The sequence below is a fragment of the Thauera phenolivorans genome (assembly GCF_001696715.1).
In the GTDB taxonomy this organism is placed as follows: domain Bacteria; phylum Pseudomonadota; class Gammaproteobacteria; order Burkholderiales; family Rhodocyclaceae; genus Thauera; species Thauera phenolivorans.
Window position 1 is genome coordinate 377,754 of the sequence record NZ_MBFM01000001.1, and the last position, 17,367, is coordinate 395,120.

Genomic DNA, 17,367 nt, shown 5'->3' on the forward strand with positions numbered 1-17,367 from the left:
GCAGGCCTGCCCCGGCGGCCTCATCCCGACCGCCTCTCAGCCCATTACGCCACCCTGCGCGCCACGTCCATGCCCCTGTTCGAACAGCACCCACTGCGCCAGTCGCTCAGCGACGAAGTCCACGCGCGCCCACCCGTCCCGCTCAATACGCCGGAATTCGTCACCTACCTCGCCTTCCTGCACCACGAGGGCAGCGCCGAACGGGAGGCCGCGCACCTGCGCCAGCTCGCCGAACAGCTCGGGCTGCCCGAGCCGAAAACGGACTCCGGCCACCTGCTGATGGAGAGCGACGGCTTCCGCCTCAAGTGGGAGCGTCACAACGAGTTCTCCAGCTACTGCTTCTTTCGTCGCATCGAGCCCGAGGACATCGCCGAGGACTATGCGCTTCTGCATGTGCCCGCGGCCTGGCGCAAGGCGATTCCCGGCCAGCTCATCGCCGCCACCCACATCGAGTTGCGCAGCATCGCCGAGATGCCGCTGGAATCGGTTCTGCACCAGCAGTCGCGCCGCGGCCAGGCACTGGTGGCCTCGTCGGTGTCCGATGGCGCCGGCTGGGTGCTGACCGACTTCCACCTGTACGAGGGCTTCTCCCACTTCCTCGTGCTCGACAAGGACTTCACCCCGCGCCAGGCCGGCCGCATCGCCCAGCGCCTGGTGGAGATCGAGCTCTATCGCGTGATGGCCCTGCTCGCCTTTCCGGTGGCGAAGGAGGTCGGCCGCCTGGTGTCGCGCGCCGAGGACGAGCTCGCCGACCTCATGGACGGCATGGGCCAGTCGCGCACCGCCGACGACGACCGCGCGGTGCTCACGCGCCTGTCGCGCCTGGCCGCCGAGGTCGAGCGCTCGGTGGCGCGCACCACCTTCCGCTTCGGCGCCGCCGCCGCCTACTATCGCCTGGTGCGCCAGCGCATCGAGGACTTGCGCGAAGCGCGCCTCCCCGGCTTCTCGCCGATCGCCGAGTTCATGGATCGCCGCCTGGTGCCGGCGATCGACACCTGCGCCTCGATCGCCCGCCGCCAGGACGACCTCTCCGCGCGCATCGCGCGCAATTCGCAGCTGCTGCGCACCCGGGTGGACATCGAGATCGAACGCCAGAACCAGGAACTGCTCGCACAGATGAACCGCCGCGCCAAGATCCAGCTCCACCTCCAGGAGACGGTGGAAGGCCTGTCGGTGGTGGCGATCACCTACTACGCCTCGCAGCTGGTGAACTACCTCGCGAAGGGGGCGAAGGACTTCATCGCCCCGGCCACGCCGGAGGTGATCACCGCGGTGTCGATCCCGGTGATCGCCGGGCTGGTGTTCCTGGGGCTGAGGAGGATGCGCAAGCTGCTGGGCACGGAAGAGGGCGTCACCCATCCGTGAGCCCGGGTCCGGCTCACCCCGGGCCGCATCTGCGGCAGGTGGCGGAACCGAAAGCATGCGCAGCGGTCTTCACAGCATCTGCACGACGGGAGCCGCCGCCATGTCGCACCATTCCCGACTGCGCCGCCGGGTCGTCCTCGGCGGAAGCGCCCTGATCCTGTCTTCGCCGCTCGCCGCGGCACTGCGCGCGCTGACCCCGGGCCAGACCGTCGGCCCCTTCTACCCGGTCACCCCGCCGCTGCACAGGGACAACGACCTGACCCTCGTCGACGGCAGCAAGGTTCGCGCCGCCGGGCAGATCAGCGATCTCACGGGCCGGGTGCTGGACATCGACGGGCGTCCTCTCGCCGGCCTGCGCGTGGAGATCTGGCAGTGCGACGCCAACGGGCGCTACCGCCATCCGCGCGACCGCAGCGGGCTAGAGGAGGACCCGAACTTCCAGGGCTTCGGCCACACGATCACCGACGCCGACGGGCGCTACCGTTTCCGCACCATCCGCCCTGTGCCCTATCCCGGCCGCACCCCGCACATCCATGCCGCGGTGTTCCCGGAGGGCGGCCGCCCCTTCGTCACCCAGATCTACGTCGCCGGCGAACCGCTCAACCAGCACGACGGCCTCTTCATGCGCGTGCCCGAGGCGCTGCGCCCGCTGCTGCTGGCCGACTTCGTCGCGGTCGATGACCCCGCCGTGGCGTTCACGGCAGAATTCGACTTCGTCCTCGCGCCCGTCCTCGCCGGGCTGTTCGAGCCCCACACTGTCTGACGCCGCGCCCCTGAGGCCAGCCTGCACGCCGGGCGACCACCGGAGAACGAAGCCCCCATGACCGTCCGCACCGTCCTCCGCATGGGCGACCCCCGCCTGCTGCAGTCCGCCGCCCCGGTCACTGTCTTCGGCACGCCGGAGCTCGCCGCGCTGGTCGACGATCTGTTCGACACCATGGCGGCCGAAGGTGGCGTCGGCATCGCCGCGCCGCAGATCGGCGTGAGCCTGCGCGTCGTCATCTTCGGCTTCGAGCGCAGCGAGCGCTACCCGGACGCGCCCGCAGTGCCGACCACGGTGCTGGTCAATCCGATCATCACCCCGCTGTCGGACGAGACCGAGGAGGGCTGGGAAGGCTGCCTCTCCGTCCCCGGCCTGCGTGGCGTCGTGCCCCGCCACGCCCGCATCCGCTACCAGGGCTTCACCCCGGAGGGCGAAGCGATCGACCGCGTTGCCGAAGGCTTCCACGCCCGCGTCGTGCAGCACGAGTGCGACCATCTCGACGGCACGCTCTACCCGATGCGGGTGAAGGACTTTGCGCGCTTCGGATTCACGGAGGTGCTGTTTCCGGAGCTTGGTACGGCTGCGCGAGCTCGTGCAGAAGCGCACGCTCGGCTTGAATGATTGGGGGGGTCGGCTCGAATGACGCCTGACGAACAGGTCGGACGTGGTTATATCTTCCCCACTTTCTGAGTCGCCCGGTCATTCCCTCGTCACCGCGGCATCAGGGCGAAGACGCCCCAGCCCGGATATTCACGCGTGTAAGCGGCGTAGCGCGCCGGTTCCTCGGTCAGTCGGGCTCGAACCTCTTGCGCCAACTCGTCGTCGGGATTGGCTTCGAGCCATCGGCGCATGGTCAGCCATTTGGCCGCCTCGTATCTGTCCCAGCCATCCGGGTCAGCCAGAACCATTTCAACGACGTCGCAGCCAAGGCGGCCGAACGACGCGAGAAGCCGCGTAGCCGGCGCCATCGCCGTGGATGAACTCGACCTGATCGGCAACGCCGAGTTCTTCGGCACGGCGTTTCGCTTGCGCGGTGAACGGCTGGCTCGTGTCGACGCCGATGCCATTGATGCCCTGATCGCGCGCCCAGGTGCAAAGCATCTCGCCCGAACCGCTGCCGAGGTTGAGCACCCGGGTTCCCGATTCAAGGCGCAGCGCCGCCCCGAGCGTGGCGAGCTTTTCGGGTGTGATCGGGTTGTGGATGCGGTGCGCGCGCTCGGTGATGCTGAAGATCCTCGGGATGTCCACTGAGGAAAATTTCCTTATGAGTGTGCATGGCTTCGGTCAGCGCCCAACGTCTCGGCTAGATGAAGGGCCGTCACGCCCGGAACGGACTGGAACACCTCGTCATGGATCTTCGTCTGCAGGGCCGACCCAGAACGCTGGGTTATGCGCCACCTCCCATAAATAGCCGTCCGGATCGGAGAAGTACCCGGCGTACCCGCCCCACGATGTCTTCTCCGCGGGCTTCGTGACCCTGGCACCTGCGAGGGCGGCCTGAGCCATGACTTCATCGACCTCCCCTTCGGAGCCGACATTGTGCGCCAGACTAAACCCTGGAAAACCGCCAGCCCGACCTGAGACGCCAGCATCTCGAGCGAGGGCTTCACGGCCATAAAGGCCCAGCCAGGTGCCCTGGAGCGTGAAGAAGGCGACCTCCGGAGGGGACTCCATCCGGGGAAGGCCGAGCCCCTGCTCATAAAACCTGATAGAGCGTTGCAGATTCTCAACGCCGAGCGTGATCATGCTGATCCGTGGTTTCATGGTCCGATCCTCCCGACATGACGCGCTACCGTCCACGCGCCGCGTTTGGCGCAGTCAGGTGCGGCGGATCGTTCGACCCGGAATGCTCGTACTGCGCGAGCCATACCGTGTGCCCCCCGCACCCTGGATCTTCGACCGCATGATCCAGCATCTCGAACCCATGTGATGCAAGGAGCGTCCCGTACTCTTCAGGAGCCAGACTGGCGTGGTACAGGGGTTCGCCCTCGAAGGAGCCTATCGCCTCACCGTGCACAGCACCAGTCGTGAACAGCAATGGCGCGCCAGATGACGCATGCGCACGGAACACGGCGAACATGCCCTTCTGATCCTCGTGCGAGAGGTGGAAGAAGCTGTCCCACGCGATCAATCCGTCAAACTTTCGGTCGATCAGCAGCGCCCGCATATCAGCCACGAACCATTCCGCATCCGGAAAACGGCGCCGGCATTTGGCGATGAGGGTTGGCGAAGAATCGACGCCAACAACGGCGAACCCACGCTCCAGGAGATGGCGGGCCATGGGTTGGCCCGAGCCGCACCCCAGGTCCAGCACCGTGCCGCCTGGGGGCAGCAGCGCGACGAAACGCTCCATCCACGCTCTTTCGAGAACGAGATCGGCCATGCGGTTTCGATCCCAGGCTTCCGCATGTCGCTCATACAAGCGAATGATTTCATCGGCCCCTGAAGACATCGCGTTCTCCTTCTCTTGCCGAACACACTTTAGCCCGCGGATCCGCGAGCGCGTTCAAGGGCGATCGACACGCCTTCCCATGCCTCGCACAACCCCGAAAGTGAGCGCCCCTCCCCTATAATCCCGCTTTTGCCAGCAACCCGAGGGCCCACCGTGGCGACTCCGCTTTTCGAAACTTCCATCAAGAGCCTGCCGCTGCTCGGCCGCGGCAAGGTGCGCGACATCTACGCGGTAGACGACGACAAGCTGCTGATCGTCACCAGCGACCGCCTGTCGGCCTTCGACGTGATCCTGCCCGACCCGATCCCGGACAAGGGCAAGGTGCTGGTGGCGCTGGCGAACTTCTGGTTCGAGCGCCTCGGCCATATCATCCCCAACCAGCTCACCGGCATCGATCCGGAAACGGTCGTCGCCGCCGACGAGCGCGAGCAGGTGCGCGGGCGCGCGCTGGTGGTCAAGCGCCTGAAGCCGCTGCCGATCGAGGCGGTGGTGCGCGGCTACGTGATCGGTTCGGGCTGGAAGGACTACCAGGCCACCGGCGCGATCTGCGGCATTCCGCTACCGGCCGGCCTGCCGCAGGCGGCGAAGCTGCCGGCGCCGATCTTCACGCCCTCTTCGAAGGCCGACATCGGCGAGCACGACGAGAACATTTCCTTCGCGCAGGCCGAGGCGCGCTGCGAGGCGCTGATGAAGGACGCGCTCGCCGGCACCGGCAAGACCGGCGCCCAGCTCGCCGAGGAGGCGCGCGCCGCGGCGATCGCGCTGTATTCCGAGGCCGCCGACTATGCCGCCGGGCGCGGCATCATCATCGCCGACACCAAGTTCGAGTTCGGCATCGACGCCGCCGGCACGCTGCACCTGATCGACGAGGCGCTGACACCGGACTCCTCCCGCTTCTGGCCCGCCGACGGCTACCGCGAGGGCATCAGCCCGCCGTCCTTCGACAAGCAGTACGTGCGCGACTATCTCGAGACGCTCGACTGGAACAAGGCGCCGCCGGCACCGAAACTGCCCGCCGAGGTCATCGAGCACACCGCGGCGAAGTACCGCGAGGCCTACGAGCGCCTGACCGGTCACGAACTGGCCTAAGCCTCCTCTCGGGCCGGCCGCCCCACGCCGCAGCCAGCGGTGTCGGCGCGGCCGGCCCGAACCACGTCCGACGGTGCGCCTCAGGAGACAAGAACAATGAAACCCCCCGCATCCGGCCGCACCCTGGCGATGGCTGTCGTCATCGCCGCCTACGTGCTGTCCTTCTTCCACCGCTTCGCCCCCGCGGGCATCGCGCAGGATCTCGCCGCCGCTTTCCATACGAGCGCAGCCTCGCTCGGCGTGCTGGCCGCCACCTATTTCTACGTCTACACGATCATGCAGGTGCCGACCGGCATCCTGGTCGACACCCTCGGGCCGCGCCGCATCCTGCTGCTAGGCGGGCTGATGGCCGGCGCCGGCAGCGCGCTGTTCGCGCTTGCCCCCGACCTCGACGCCGCGCTCATCGGCCGCACCCTGGTCGGCCTCGGCGTATCGGTGGTGTTCATCGCGATGCTCAAGCTGATCGCCGTGTGGTACGACGAGCGCCGCTTCGCCACCCTGGTCGGCCTGTCGATGCTGCTCGGCAACCTCGGCTCGGTACTCGCCGGTACCCCGCTGGCGGCGGTGGCCCAGGTGGTGTCCTGGCGCGGCGTGTTCATCGGTGCGGCGGTGCTGTCGGTGGCGCTCGGCATCGCCTGCTGGATCTTCGTGCGCGAGCAACGCGAGGAAGGCGCGTCCAGACCCCACTTCAGCTGGGCGGCGATCCGGCGCGGCCTCGCGGGCGTGCTCGCCAACCGCGCCACCTGGCCCGCGGTGTGGGTCAATTTCGGCCTCGCTGGCAGCTTCTTCGCCTTCGCCGGCCTGTGGGCCACGCCCTATCTGACGCAAGTGCACCAGCTCGATCGCGTCACCGCGGCGAGCCACCTGTCGCTCTACTTCGCGGGCTTCGCCGTCGGCTGCTTCGCGATCGGCTCGCTGTCCGACCGCATCGGCCGGCGCAAGCCGGTGCTGATCGTCGGCAGCCTGCTCTACTGCGCGTTATGGATCGTGTGGCTGTCGGCGGTACGCATGCCGGTGGGGCTTTCCTACGTGCTGTTCGGCCTGATGGGTCTGGCGACCGCGAGCTTCGCGCTGACCTGGGCGTGCGCGAAGGAAGTCAATCCGCCCCAGCTTTCGGGCGTGAGTACCAGCATCACGAACATGGGCGGTTTCCTCGCCGGCGCGCTGCTGCAGCCTGCAGTGGGCATGGCGATGGACGCCGGCTGGGACGGCACCCTGGTCGAGGGCGTGCGCATGTATTCGGTCGAGAATTTCCGCCATGGCATCGCCCTGCTCGCCGGCGCGGCCTTCATCGGCGCGGTCGCCACCTTCTTCCTGCGCGAGACCGGCTGCCGCAACATCTGGCAGGCCGAGCGGCCCGCCACGACCTGAGCGCGATCGATTCGGGCGCGGGCGCCGATAGCGGCGCCCGCGCGTTTTTTTGCGGCACAATGCCCCGCATCCAGGAACTCGCAAAAGGTCTTCTCCACCATGCAGAAACCCGCCTCCCCCGCCTCTTCCGACAATCCCTTGCTCGACTTCGGCGGCCTGCCCCGCTTCGGCGACATCCGTCCCGAGCACGTCGCCCCGGCGGTCCGCGAACTGATCGACGAGAACCGCGCGCTGATCGAGCGCCTCACCGCCGACCCGGCCACCCCCACCTGGGACGGCTTCGTCGGTCCGATGGACGAGGCCGGCGAGCGCCTCGGCCGCGCCTGGGGCGTGGTCGGCCACCTGCACAGCGTGTTCGACGTGCCCGAGTGGCGCGAGGCCTACAACGCGATGCTGCCGGAGATCTCGCGCTTCTACGCCGAGGTCGGCCAGAACCTGGCGCTGTTCGAGAAGTACAAGGCGCTGCACGACAGCACCGAGTTCGCCAGCCTGTCGCCGGTGCGCCAGCGCATCCTCGAACACGCGCTGCGCGACTTCCGCCTCGCCGGCGCCGAACTGCCGGATGAGCAGAAGCCCCGTTTTCAGGCCATCCAGGAAGAGCAGTCCCAGCTCGCCGCCAAGTTCTCCGAGAACCTGCTCGACGCCACCAACGCCCACGCCGAATGGATCACCGACGAGGCCGGGCTTGCCGGCATCCCGGACGACGCCCGCCAGGCGGCCCGCGCCGCCGCCGAAGACGAGGGCAAGGAAGGCTGGAAGTTCAGCCTGCAGATGCCGTCCTATCTGCCGGTGATGCAGTACGCCGACGACCGCGAGCTGCGCGCGCGCATGTACCGCGCCTACGCCACCCGAGCCTCGGAGCTCGGCAAGCCCGAGCTCGACAACGGCCCGCTGATCGGCCGAATCCTGGCGCTGCGCGACGAAGAGGCGCGCATGCTCGGTTACCGCAACTTCGCCGAGGTGTCGCTGGTGCCGAAGATGGCCGACACGCCCGAACAGGTGCTCGGCTTCCTGCACGACCTCGCCGCCAAGGCCAGGCCCTTCGCCGAGAAGGATCTCGAGGAACTCAAGGCCTTCGCCAGGGCCGAGCTCGGCCTCGACACGCTCGAGCCCTGGGATCTCGCCTACGCTTCCGAGAAGCTTCGCAAGGCGCGCTACGCCTACTCCGATCAGGAGGTGAAGCAGTACTTCCCCGAGCCCCGGGTGCTCGACGGCCTGTTCGGCGTAATCCGCGCGCTCTACCGGGTCGACATCCTGCCCGACGAGGCGCCGAGCTGGGACCCGGACGTGCGCTTCTTCCGCATCGAGAAGGAAGGGGAACTCGTCGGCCACTTCTACCTCGACCTGCACGCGCGCAGCACCAAGCGCGGCGGCGCGTGGATGGATTCGGCCCGCAGCCGCCATCGCAATACATGGGGCAGCGACACCCCGGTGGCCTACCTCGTATGCAACTTCCCCGGCCCGATCGGCGAGGGTGCGAAAAAGCGGCCGGCCACCTTCACCCACGACGACGTGCTCACCCTGTTCCACGAGTGCGGCCACGGCCTGCACCACCTGCTCACCCAGGTGGACGAGCTCGCGGTGTCGGGCATTCACGGCGTGGAGTGGGACGCGGTCGAGCTGCCCAGCCAGTTCATGGAGAACTTCTGCTGGGAGTGGGACGTGCTGCAGGGCATGACCGCGCACGTCGACACCGGCGAGCCGCTGCCGCGCGCGCTCTTCGACAAGATGATCGCCGCCCGGAACTTCCAGAGCGGCATGCAGACGGTGCGTCAGCTCGAGTTCTCGATGTTCGACCTGCGCCTGCACAGCGAAGTCGATGCCTCCTCAGGGCCGGTGCCGATCGAGCGTGTGATGGCCCTGCTCGACGAGGTGCGCAAGGAAGTGGCGGTGATGAGCCCGCCCGCCTGGCACCGCTTCCCGCACAGCTTCTCGCACATCTTCGCCGGCGGCTACGCGGCGGGCTATTACAGCTACAAATGGGCCGAGGTGCTGTCGGCCGACGCCTTCGAAGCCTTCGAGGAAGCCGGTGCCGGCCGCGGCAGCCTCCTCGACGCCGAGACCGGCGAGCGCTTCTGGCGCGAGATCCTCGCCGTGGGCGGCAGCCGCCCGGCGCTCGACTCGTTCAAGGCCTTCCGCGGCCGCGAGCCCAAGGTCGATGCGCTGCTGCGCCACAGCGGCATGGTGAGCGGCGAGCAGGCGGCCTGAGCCGACACTCCGGGCGCGTGCATCCTGCCGCGGATCAAGGCCGCCGACGCACCGGGCGGCTAGAATCCGCGGCAGAACCTTCGCCAGGAGAACCCGAATGCGCATCGAAAAGCTGGCCCCGGCCCTCGCGGCGGCGCTCGTCTTCGCCGCCCCGGCCGTCGTACTCGCCGAAACCGCCGCACCTGCGCCGCAGGCCACCCCGACCGCTGCCGCCCAGTCCCGACCCACCGATGCGGTGGTGCGCGAAGGCATGGAGGAGATCCGCGCCGCGCTCGACGCGAAGCTCGGCGCCGACGGCGCGCGCTCGGCCGACGCGCTCGACGCGGCCGCCCAGGCGGAACTGGGCAAGCTCGTCGCCGGCCGCGTTGGCCGCATCCTGAAGGAGACGACACTCCCGGACAAGGCACGCAAGCCGCTGCAGGTGCTGTTCAGCGACATCATCGACGGCACCGAGCTGATGCAGATTTCGCCGCGCCCCGAGATCCGCCGCCTCGCGGTGGTCAAGGTGGTGCAGGACGTCAATCGCTACGGCCGCCAGTTCGACCACCCCGGCTGGCAGCCGCTCGCCGAATAGCGCGCTGCCCCGGGCCCGCAGGCGCGGCGAGCGTCGGCGGCTTACAATGGCGGGTCTTGCGTCAATTGCCGATACGACAGATGAAGATCGCCACCTGGAACGTCAACTCCCTCAAGGTCCGGCTGCCCCACGTGCTCGACTGGCTCGCAGCCCATCGGCCCGACGCGCTCTGCCTGCAGGAACTCAAGCTCGAGGACAAGGCCTTCCCGCTCGCCGAACTCGAGGCGGCGGGCTATCACGCGGTGTTCGACGGCCAGAAGACCTACAACGGCGTCGCCATCCTGAGCCCGCACCCGCTCGACGACGCAGACGTCGTGCGCGGCATTCCCGGTTTCGAGGACGAACAGAAGCGCATCATCGCCGCCACCGTGCAGGGCGTGCGGGTCATCTGCGGCTACTTCCCCAACGGCCAGGCGGTGGGCTCGGACAAGTTCGAGTACAAGCTGCGCTGGCTTGCCGCGCTCACCGACTGGTTGCGCGAGGAGCTGAAGGGCCACGAGCGCCTGGTGCTGACCGGCGATTTCAACATCGCCCCCGAGGATCGTGACGCCCACCCCGACTGGGAGGACGAGATCCACGTCTCCGAACCCGAGCGCGCCGCCTTCCGCGCCCTGCTCGAGCTCGGCCTCATCGACGCCTTCCGCCTGTTCGAGCAGCCCGAGCGCAGCTTCTCGTGGTGGGACTATCGAAGGATGGCCTTCCGCCGCAACTTCGGCCTTCGCATCGACCATATTCTGGTGTCACCGGCCTTGGGCGAGAGCTGCACCGCCTGCGTCGTAGACAAGGATCCCCGCCGCCTCGAGCGCCCCTCCGACCACGCACCGGTCGTGCTCGAACTGGCGGCCTGAGGCGGGGATGCGCGACGACGCCCGCCTCGCCGAGCACTACCCGGTCATCACCGCGCTCGCTCCCGCCGCGCGCGAGCGATTGCTGCGCGCGGCGCACTGGATCGAGGTGCCGGTCGGCGCGGTGGTGTTCGACGAGCGCCAGGCCTGCGAAGGCTTCCCCTTCGTCGTCGAGGGCTCGATCCGGGTCAGCAAGTGCGCGCCGAGCGGCCGCGAGCTGCCGCTTTATCGGGTCGGCGCCGGCGAGACCTGCGTCATCTCCTCGTCCTGCCTGCTCGGACGCGAGGACTACAATGCGCGCGGCGTCGCGGAGGCCCCCACCGTGCTGATGCTGCTGCCACGGCCGGTGTTCGAGGCGCTGCTCGCCGAGCCCGCCTTCCGCGACTTCGTCTTCCGGCTCTTCGCCGATCGCATCTCCGACCTGATGCAGCTGATCGAGGAGGTGGCCTTCCGCAAGCTCGACCAGCGCCTCGCCGCGCTGCTGCTCGGCAAGGGGCGTACATTGCACGTGACCCACCAGCAGCTCGCCGACGAACTCGGCAGCGTGCGCGAGATCGTCAGCCGCCTGCTGAAGGGCTTCGCCGACCAAGGCATGGTACGGCTGGCGCGCGAACAGGTGGAGATCGTCGACCCCGCCGGCCTGCGCCGCATCGCCGCCGAGGGGACGGCGCGCGCATGAGCCGGCCGGTGCCGCTATGTAACCGCGGTTACAGACCGCGGTCACATCGCTGTGTTTCAATCAGCGTACTTACCCATCCTCCGAGGAGAACGACATGACGAAGAACGTCGGTGGCATCGACAAGATCCTGCGCATCGTGGTCGGCATCGCGCTGATCGTCTGGGCGCTGGCGGGCGGCCCGGTGTGGGCCTGGATCGGCCTTCTGCCGCTGGCTACCGGCCTGATGGGCTGGTGCCCGGCCTACAAGCTGATCGGCGCGAACACCTGCCCGCTGAGGAAGTGAGCCGCGACTGACGCACCAGGCAAGAAGCCGGGCTTGCCCGGCTTCTTGCCTTTTCCTGCCCCAGGGCGGCCTTCAGCCGCCGGCGTCGCGCGCCGTGCAATGATTGGCGATGGCGACGAACTGCGCCACCGACAGCCTCTCGCCGCGCAGGCCCGGATCGAGGCCGAGGGCGGCGAAGTCGGCGTCGGTCATGAAGTCGCGCAAGGTGTTCTTCAGCGTCTTGCGCCGCTGGCCGAAGGCGGCGGTGACGATGCGCCCGAGCAGCGCCTCGTCCCGCGCCCCGAGCTGCTCGACCGGCAGCGGCGCCATGCGCACGATGCTCGACATCACCTTCGGCGCCGGGCGGAAGGCCCCGGGCGGCACGTCGAACAGCCGACCCATGCGGAAGCGGTACTGAAGCATCACCGACAGGCGGCCGTACTCCTCGCTGCCCGGCTCGGCCACCATCCGCATCACCACCTCCTTCTGCAGCATGAAGGTCATGTCCTTCACCGCAGAGGCGAACTCCGCGAGATGGAACAGGATCGGCGTCGAGATGTTGTAAGGCAGGTTGCCGACGATGCGCAGCGGCGCGCCGAGGCTGCCGAAGTCGAACTTCAGCGCGTCGCCCTCGTGCACCGTGACCTGCGCCGGCGTGTAGCGCTCGTGCAGGCGGGCGATCAGGTCGCGGTCGATCTCGACCACGTGCAGGTGGCCGACACGCTCGATCAGCGGTTCGGTCATCGCCCCCAGGCCGGGGCCGATCTCGACCAGCTTCTCGCCCGGCTGCGGGCGGATCGCGTCGACGATCTTGCGGATGATGTTGGGATCGGAAAGGAAGTTCTGGCCGAAGCGCTTGCGCGCGCGGTGGCCCTGCGTCGAATGGTCGTCCATGATGACTTCCGTCAGCGGCGGGCGCGGGCGTCCGCGTCCGCCATCGCGATCGCCAGCTCGACCGCGGCGAACAGGCTGCCCGCATCCGCGCGGCCGCTGCCGGCCAGATCGAGCGCGGTGCCGTGGTCGACCGAGGTGCGGATGATCGGCAGGCCCAGGGTGACGTTCACCCCGCCGCCGAAGCTGGCGTGCTTGAGCACCGGCAGTCCCTGGTCGTGGTACATCGTCAGCACCGCGTCGCCCTGCGCCAGGGTGTGCGGCACGAACAGGGTGTCTGCCGGCAGCGGGCCGAGGAGCTGCATGCCCTCGCACCGCAGCCGCTCCAGCACCGGAATGATGACCTCGATTTCCTCACGCCCCATGTGGCCACCCTCGCCCGCGTGCGGGTTAAGGCCGGCGACCAGGATGCGCGGCGCGACGAGGCCGAAGCGGCGCACCAGGTCGCGGTGCAGGATGCGCAGGGTTTCCTCCACCGCCGCCGGAGTGATCGCCGCCGGCACTGCGGCGAGCGGCAGATGGGTGGTGACCAGCGCCACGCGCAGGCCGCCCCCGACCAGCATCATCACCACCCGCGGGGTGCGGGTGCGTGCGGCGAGGTATTCGGTGTGGCCGGTGAAGGGCATGCCGTCGCCGCCGAGGCCGTCGCAGATCACCCCCTTGTGCACCGGCGCGGTCACCATCGCGGCGAACTCGCCGCTCGTGCAGCCGTCGATCGCACGATCGAGCAGGCCGAGCACGTGTCGGGCGTTGGCGGGATCGGGCTGGCCGGCACGCGAGGCGGTGGCGAGCGGCAGGTGCAGCACCTCGAGCACGCCGGGCGTGGCGGGCGCCTCGGCACGATAGGACTGCACCTCGAGCGCGATGCCGCAGCGCGCCGCGCGCGCGCGGATCAGTTCGATGTCGCCGAGCACCACCAGCCGCGCCGGCCATGCGCGCTCGATCAGGCGAGCGCAGAGCTCGGGGCCGACGCCGGCCGGCTCGCCGGCGGTGACCGCGATCAGCGGTCGCGCATCGGCACGCGTCACTTCGCTCACTCGCGCTCGAGCCGGTAATCGACGTAGGTGCTGTCGCGCAGCTGGCGCACCCAGTCCTCGTAGGCCTCGTCGGCCTTGCGCTCGCGCAGCACCGCGCGCGCGGCGGCGCGCTTGCGCTCGTCGGTGACGTCCTGCAGGCGGCGCTCCTCGACCATGATCAGGTGCCAGCCGAACGGCGAGCGCACCGGCGGGCTGAGCTCGCCCGGCTGCAGCGCGTTCATCGCGCGCTCGAACTCGGGCACGGTGTCGCCCGGATTGAGCCAGCCGAGGTCGCCACCCTTGGCGGCGGAAAGGTCGGCCGAATTGGCCTTCGCCAGTTCGCCGAAGTCTGCGCCGTTGGCGACCCGTTCGCGCAGGCCGAGCAGGCGGGCCTCGGCCTCGGCGTCCGACAGCACCTCGGAGGTGCGGATCAGGATGTGGCGCGCGCGCGTCTGTTCGAGCTGCTGGGATGCCACGCCATCACCGCCGCGCTTGTCCACCAGCTTGAGGATGTGCACGCCGGCGGCGCTGCGCAGGGGCGGGGTGATCTCGCCCGGCTGGAGCTGGCGCGCCGCCTCGGCGAACAGGGCCGGCAGGCGGTCGCGCTGGCGCCAGCCGAGGCTGCCGCCGTTGATCGCGTCGGGCGCGTCGGAGGTCGCCGCGGCGACGCGGGCGAAATCCTCCCCGCTGCGCAGGCGAGTCATCACCGCCTCGGCCTTGGCGCGCAGCGCCTCGATCTGCTGCGGCGTCGCGCCCTCGGGCGCGCGCAGCAGGATGTGGGCGACCAGGTACTCTTCACCCGACAGCGCGTCGGGATTGCTGTTGAGGAAGTTGTCGATCTCCGCATCGGTGACCGCGACGCGGCTGTCGACCTCGCGCTCGCGCAACCGGCTGATCAGCATCTCGGTGCGGATCTGCTTGCGGAACTGCTCCCAGCTCACGCCATCGGCCTCGAGCCGACGACGCAGCTCGTCGGTGTCGATGCGGTTGTTCTGGGCGATGCTTGCGATCGCACGATCCAGGGCGGCGTCGTCGATGCGCAGCGAAGTGTCGCGCGCGAGCTGGAGCTGGGCGTGCTCGATGATGAGCTGCTCGAGCAGCTGGCGCTCGAGCACGCCTGCCGGCGGCAGCTCGACGCCCTGGCGCTGGAGCTGACGGGTGGCCTGGTCGATCCGCGCGCGCAGCTCGAGCGCGGTGATCACCTCGCTATTGACCACTGCGACGATCCGATCGACCTCGATGGGGGTGGTCGCGGCGCCGGCCGGCAAGGCGAGCGCAAGGCAGCACAGGCCGGCGGCGAGCGCAGGACGGGTACGGGAAAGGAGACGATTCATGGTCACTCGATTGAATTGCGGAGGCGGCACGCTCAGTCGGCGCCGAAGACGCGGTCTGCCGAGGAAGCATTGATCATGCCATAGCCCGGCACACTGCGCCGGATCAGGTTGAGCGGGTTGGAGCCGATCCCGGCGAGGTCGTTCAGCTCGAGCTGGACATACACCGCTTTGGTGACGTCGTCCCTCTCGACCGCGAAACGGTGCATCGCGACGCGGAACACCCAGCAGCCGCCGTCGTACTCGAGACCGGCGAGCGCCTCGGTGGTGCGGTCCTCGAGCACCGATCGGGTCACGCGGCCGACCCCGTACCAGCGCCCGCCGAGCGGCCACTGGCCGGAGACGTCGATGTCGCGCAGGCCGCTGCCGACATAGCCGGGGCGGGAGTAGCGGTAACTCAGGTTGAGCGTCTTGGCATAGTCGGGCTGATAGCGCAGGGTCGCGTTGTAGCGCTGGGTCTGTCCTTCGTCGGCGTCGTACTGGGCCAGCGCTTCCAGGCTGGTGTGGCGCGAGATCCGGCCGCTGAAGCCGCCGAGCAGGTCGGCGCGCGAGTCGGTACGCGCGGTCTCGCCGGCGGTGACTTCCTGGTCCCGGAAATAATAGCGCTGACCGACGATCACCCGCATGCGCTCGGCGCCGGTCTCCGGCTCGATCAGGCGCGAGGTGACCGCTGCGGTGAGTTGGTTGGCATCGGCGATGCGGTCGCCGCCCGAATAGAGGTTCTCGGCGAAGATCTGCGCAAAGCCGAAGTCGAACCGGCTGGTGTCGAACAGCGGGATGTCGTCCTGCCGGCGATACGGAACATACAGATAGTAGAGCCGGGGCTCGAGCGTCTGCAGGTAGTCGCCGCCGAAGAACTGCGCCTCGCGCTCGAAGATCAGCCCGCCGTCGAGCGAGGCGATCGGCAGCGTGCGGCTGATCGAGTTGCGCAGGTTGGGCGAATCCACCGGCCGCTCGAGGTCGTAGCTGGTGTGATGCACGCCGACCTTGGGGGTCAGGAAGTAGGCCGTCCCCTGCAGCGGCAGCGACAGCTGCGGGTAGGCGGTGATCCGCTCGCCCTCGACCCGGTTGTTCTCCGTGTGCTTGAAGCTGACGTACTCGCTGTCGAGCTTGAACAGGCCGCCGAAGGGCAGATCCGCCCGCAGCGCGTTCAGCTTGAGCTGCGGCAGCCGGCGGTAGGGCGGCGCCACATAGTCGTCGGGGTCGGGGTTCAGGGTCTGGTAGCTCTGCATCAGCGCCGAGGCCGACCACCAGCCGCCGCTGTAGACCAGCTGCCCCTGGCGCAGCAGGTGCGACTGCGAGGCGATCGCGATGCGCGAGGACAGGTCCTCGAAATAGGCGTCGTCCGACACCGCGTTGAAGTCGAGCGCACCGCTCAGCCTGGGCGTGATCCGCTGCCGGTGCTGCAGCGAGCCGAAGCTGCGCGCCTCGCCGGTGACGCGATCCTCGGGCAGCCACTCCGCCCGCGCCTGGCCCTGGTAGGTCTCGCCGAGGTAACGGAACTCGCCGCCGATCTGCAGGCCGCGCCGGCCCATGAAGCGCGGCGTGATCGTCGCGTCGTAGTTGGGGGCGATGTTCCAGTAATAGGGCTGTGCGAAGTCGATGCCGGTCTTGTTGGAGGAGCCGAAGGTCGGCGGCAGCAGGCCGGACTGGCGCTGCGCCAGCAGCGGGAACTCGATCCAGGGCATCCAGAACAGCGGCGTGTCCATGAACACGATGCTGCCGCCGCGCGCAGTGCCGACCTCGCGATCGTAGTCGAGCTGCAGGTCGCGCGCCTTGATGTACCAGTCGGGATCGGTCGGCTCGCATGTGGTCCAGGTGCCGTTCTTCAGCCGGTACTGGTTCTCCCCTTCGAGCAGCAGGGCATCGGCCTCGCCGCTGCCCGCCGCGGTCACCCCGCCTTCCGCCTTCGGGCGGTTGATCGAGTACCGCGGCGACTCGAAGGTGCCGACCTGGTCGCCGACGAAGAGATTGAGCCGCGGACCGGTGATCCGGTCCCCGCCCTTCTGCAGCCGCACATTGCCCTCGGCCACCGCCTCGTCGGTCAGTTCGTCGTAGCTGACACGGTCGGCCTGCAGGCGGAGGTCGTCGCGCCGCACGTCGGCCTCGCCTTCGGCGAACAGGCCGATGCCGCGCGTGCCGCTGATGCGCTCGGCACGGACGTCGGTTGCGCCGAGCGCCAGCGGCGCTGCCGGCTCCGACACGGCCTCGGCCGCGGGCGGCGCCTCGACCACCGTCTCGGCGACCGGACTCGCCGCCGGGGCCGGACTCGCCCCCACCGGCTGCGGGGCGGGCGTGGAGACGGCAGGCGAGGGAACGGCTGGGCGCGCCGGCGCGTCGCGCACCAGATCCGGCGACACGACCAGCGGCGCCAGCCCGGCGCCGAAGGCCGAGCCGGAGATCCAGCACAGCAGCCATGGCAGGACGCGCATCCGAGTTTTCAAAGCCTTGTCTGGCACAGCATTCCCCGTCGCGGCAGTGGCTGGCCGCCCACCGGAACGACCGTATTGATAAACTCCCG

16 protein-coding genes and 1 pseudogene are annotated in these 17,367 nt (G+C 69.0%); 10 read left to right on the forward strand and 7 right to left on the reverse strand.

Annotation, left to right across the window (positions count from 1 at the left end):
* The first annotated feature begins 69 nt into the window (after window positions 1-69).
* From BB334_RS01775 to def, 3 genes are all read left to right on the forward strand, one after another.
* Window positions 70-1,365, forward strand: a complete 1,296-nt coding sequence (locus BB334_RS01775; RefSeq protein ID WP_068803727.1) for a DUF3422 family protein — start codon at window positions 70-72, stop codon at window positions 1,363-1,365.
* 100 nt (window positions 1,366-1,465) lie between these two features.
* Window positions 1,466-2,128 (forward strand): dioxygenase family protein, encoded by a 663-nt coding sequence (locus BB334_RS01780; protein ID WP_068803728.1) that lies wholly within the window; start codon window positions 1,466-1,468, stop codon window positions 2,126-2,128.
* Between the two features lie 57 nt (window positions 2,129-2,185).
* The gene (gene def, locus BB334_RS01785) at window positions 2,186-2,749 is read left to right on the forward strand and encodes a peptide deformylase (RefSeq protein WP_068803730.1); all 564 of its coding nucleotides are present in this window, start codon (window positions 2,186-2,188) and stop codon (window positions 2,747-2,749) included.
* Between the two features lie 89 nt (window positions 2,750-2,838).
* Here the strand turns inward: def and BB334_RS01790 are convergent.
* The 3 genes and pseudogenes from BB334_RS01790 to BB334_RS01800 all read right to left on the reverse strand — a co-directional run bounded on the left by BB334_RS01790 (window position 2,839) and on the right by BB334_RS01800 (window position 4,580).
* Window positions 2,839-3,376, reverse strand: a pseudogene (locus BB334_RS01790) (SAM-dependent methyltransferase).
* 99 nt (window positions 3,377-3,475) lie between these two features.
* Entirely contained in the window at window positions 3,476-3,892 is a 417-nt protein-coding gene (locus BB334_RS01795; protein WP_068803732.1) for a VOC family protein, read from the reverse strand.
* 25 nt (window positions 3,893-3,917) lie between these two features.
* Window positions 3,918-4,580 carry a class I SAM-dependent DNA methyltransferase gene (locus tag BB334_RS01800; RefSeq protein WP_068803734.1) on the reverse strand — a complete coding sequence of 221 codons (663 nt, stop codon included), beginning with the start codon at window positions 4,578-4,580 and terminating at the stop codon, window positions 3,918-3,920.
* A 153-nt stretch (window positions 4,581-4,733) separates the two neighbouring features.
* Between BB334_RS01800 and BB334_RS01805 the strand changes: the two genes are divergently transcribed.
* The 7 genes from BB334_RS01805 (at window position 4,734) to BB334_RS01835 (ending at window position 11,629) form a co-directional block, all read left to right on the forward strand.
* Window positions 4,734-5,669, forward strand: a complete 936-nt coding sequence (locus BB334_RS01805; RefSeq protein ID WP_068803736.1) for a phosphoribosylaminoimidazolesuccinocarboxamide synthase — start codon at window positions 4,734-4,736, stop codon at window positions 5,667-5,669.
* Window positions 5,670-5,765: 96 nt separating this feature from the next.
* A complete protein-coding gene (locus BB334_RS01810; protein WP_068803738.1) occupies window positions 5,766-7,040 on the forward strand; it encodes an MFS transporter in 1,275 nt (424 codons plus the stop codon).
* Window positions 7,041-7,139: 99 nt separating this feature from the next.
* A complete protein-coding gene (locus BB334_RS01815) occupies window positions 7,140-9,248 on the forward strand; it encodes a M3 family metallopeptidase (protein WP_068803740.1) in 2,109 nt (702 codons plus the stop codon).
* 97 nt (window positions 9,249-9,345) lie between these two features.
* Window positions 9,346-9,822 (forward strand): hypothetical protein, encoded by a 477-nt coding sequence (locus BB334_RS01820; protein WP_068803742.1) that lies wholly within the window; start codon window positions 9,346-9,348, stop codon window positions 9,820-9,822.
* Between the two features lie 80 nt (window positions 9,823-9,902).
* Complete coding sequence (gene xth / locus BB334_RS01825) at window positions 9,903-10,670, forward strand: exodeoxyribonuclease III (RefSeq protein WP_068803744.1); 768 nt, start codon at window positions 9,903-9,905, stop codon at window positions 10,668-10,670.
* 7 nt (window positions 10,671-10,677) lie between these two features.
* The gene (locus tag BB334_RS01830; RefSeq protein ID WP_068803746.1) at window positions 10,678-11,346 is read left to right on the forward strand and encodes a Crp/Fnr family transcriptional regulator; all 669 of its coding nucleotides are present in this window, start codon (window positions 10,678-10,680) and stop codon (window positions 11,344-11,346) included.
* Window positions 11,347-11,440: 94 nt separating this feature from the next.
* Complete coding sequence (locus BB334_RS01835) at window positions 11,441-11,629, forward strand: YgaP family membrane protein (protein WP_068803748.1); 189 nt, start codon at window positions 11,441-11,443, stop codon at window positions 11,627-11,629.
* A 72-nt stretch (window positions 11,630-11,701) separates the two neighbouring features.
* On the opposite strand, the gene rsmA is transcribed toward BB334_RS01835, so the two are convergent.
* The 4 genes from rsmA to lptD are packed head-to-tail and all read right to left on the reverse strand — an operon-like array spanning window position 11,702 to window position 17,278.
* Window positions 11,702-12,502 (reverse strand): 16S rRNA (adenine(1518)-N(6)/adenine(1519)-N(6))-dimethyltransferase RsmA, encoded by an 801-nt coding sequence (gene rsmA, locus BB334_RS01840; RefSeq protein ID WP_068803750.1) that lies wholly within the window; start codon window positions 12,500-12,502, stop codon window positions 11,702-11,704.
* Between the two features lie 11 nt (window positions 12,503-12,513).
* Window positions 12,514-13,527 carry a 4-hydroxythreonine-4-phosphate dehydrogenase PdxA gene (gene pdxA, locus BB334_RS01845; RefSeq protein WP_068804405.1) on the reverse strand — a complete coding sequence of 338 codons (1,014 nt, stop codon included), beginning with the start codon at window positions 13,525-13,527 and terminating at the stop codon, window positions 12,514-12,516.
* Window positions 13,528-13,532: 5 nt separating this feature from the next.
* Window positions 13,533-14,849, reverse strand: a complete 1,317-nt coding sequence (locus BB334_RS01850) for a peptidylprolyl isomerase (protein ID WP_068803752.1) — start codon at window positions 14,847-14,849, stop codon at window positions 13,533-13,535.
* A 32-nt stretch (window positions 14,850-14,881) separates the two neighbouring features.
* Window positions 14,882-17,278, reverse strand: coding sequence for an LPS-assembly protein LptD (lptD, locus tag BB334_RS01855; protein WP_068803754.1), 2,397 nt, complete (start codon window positions 17,276-17,278; stop codon window positions 14,882-14,884).
* Window positions 17,279-17,367: the final 89 nt, after the last annotated feature.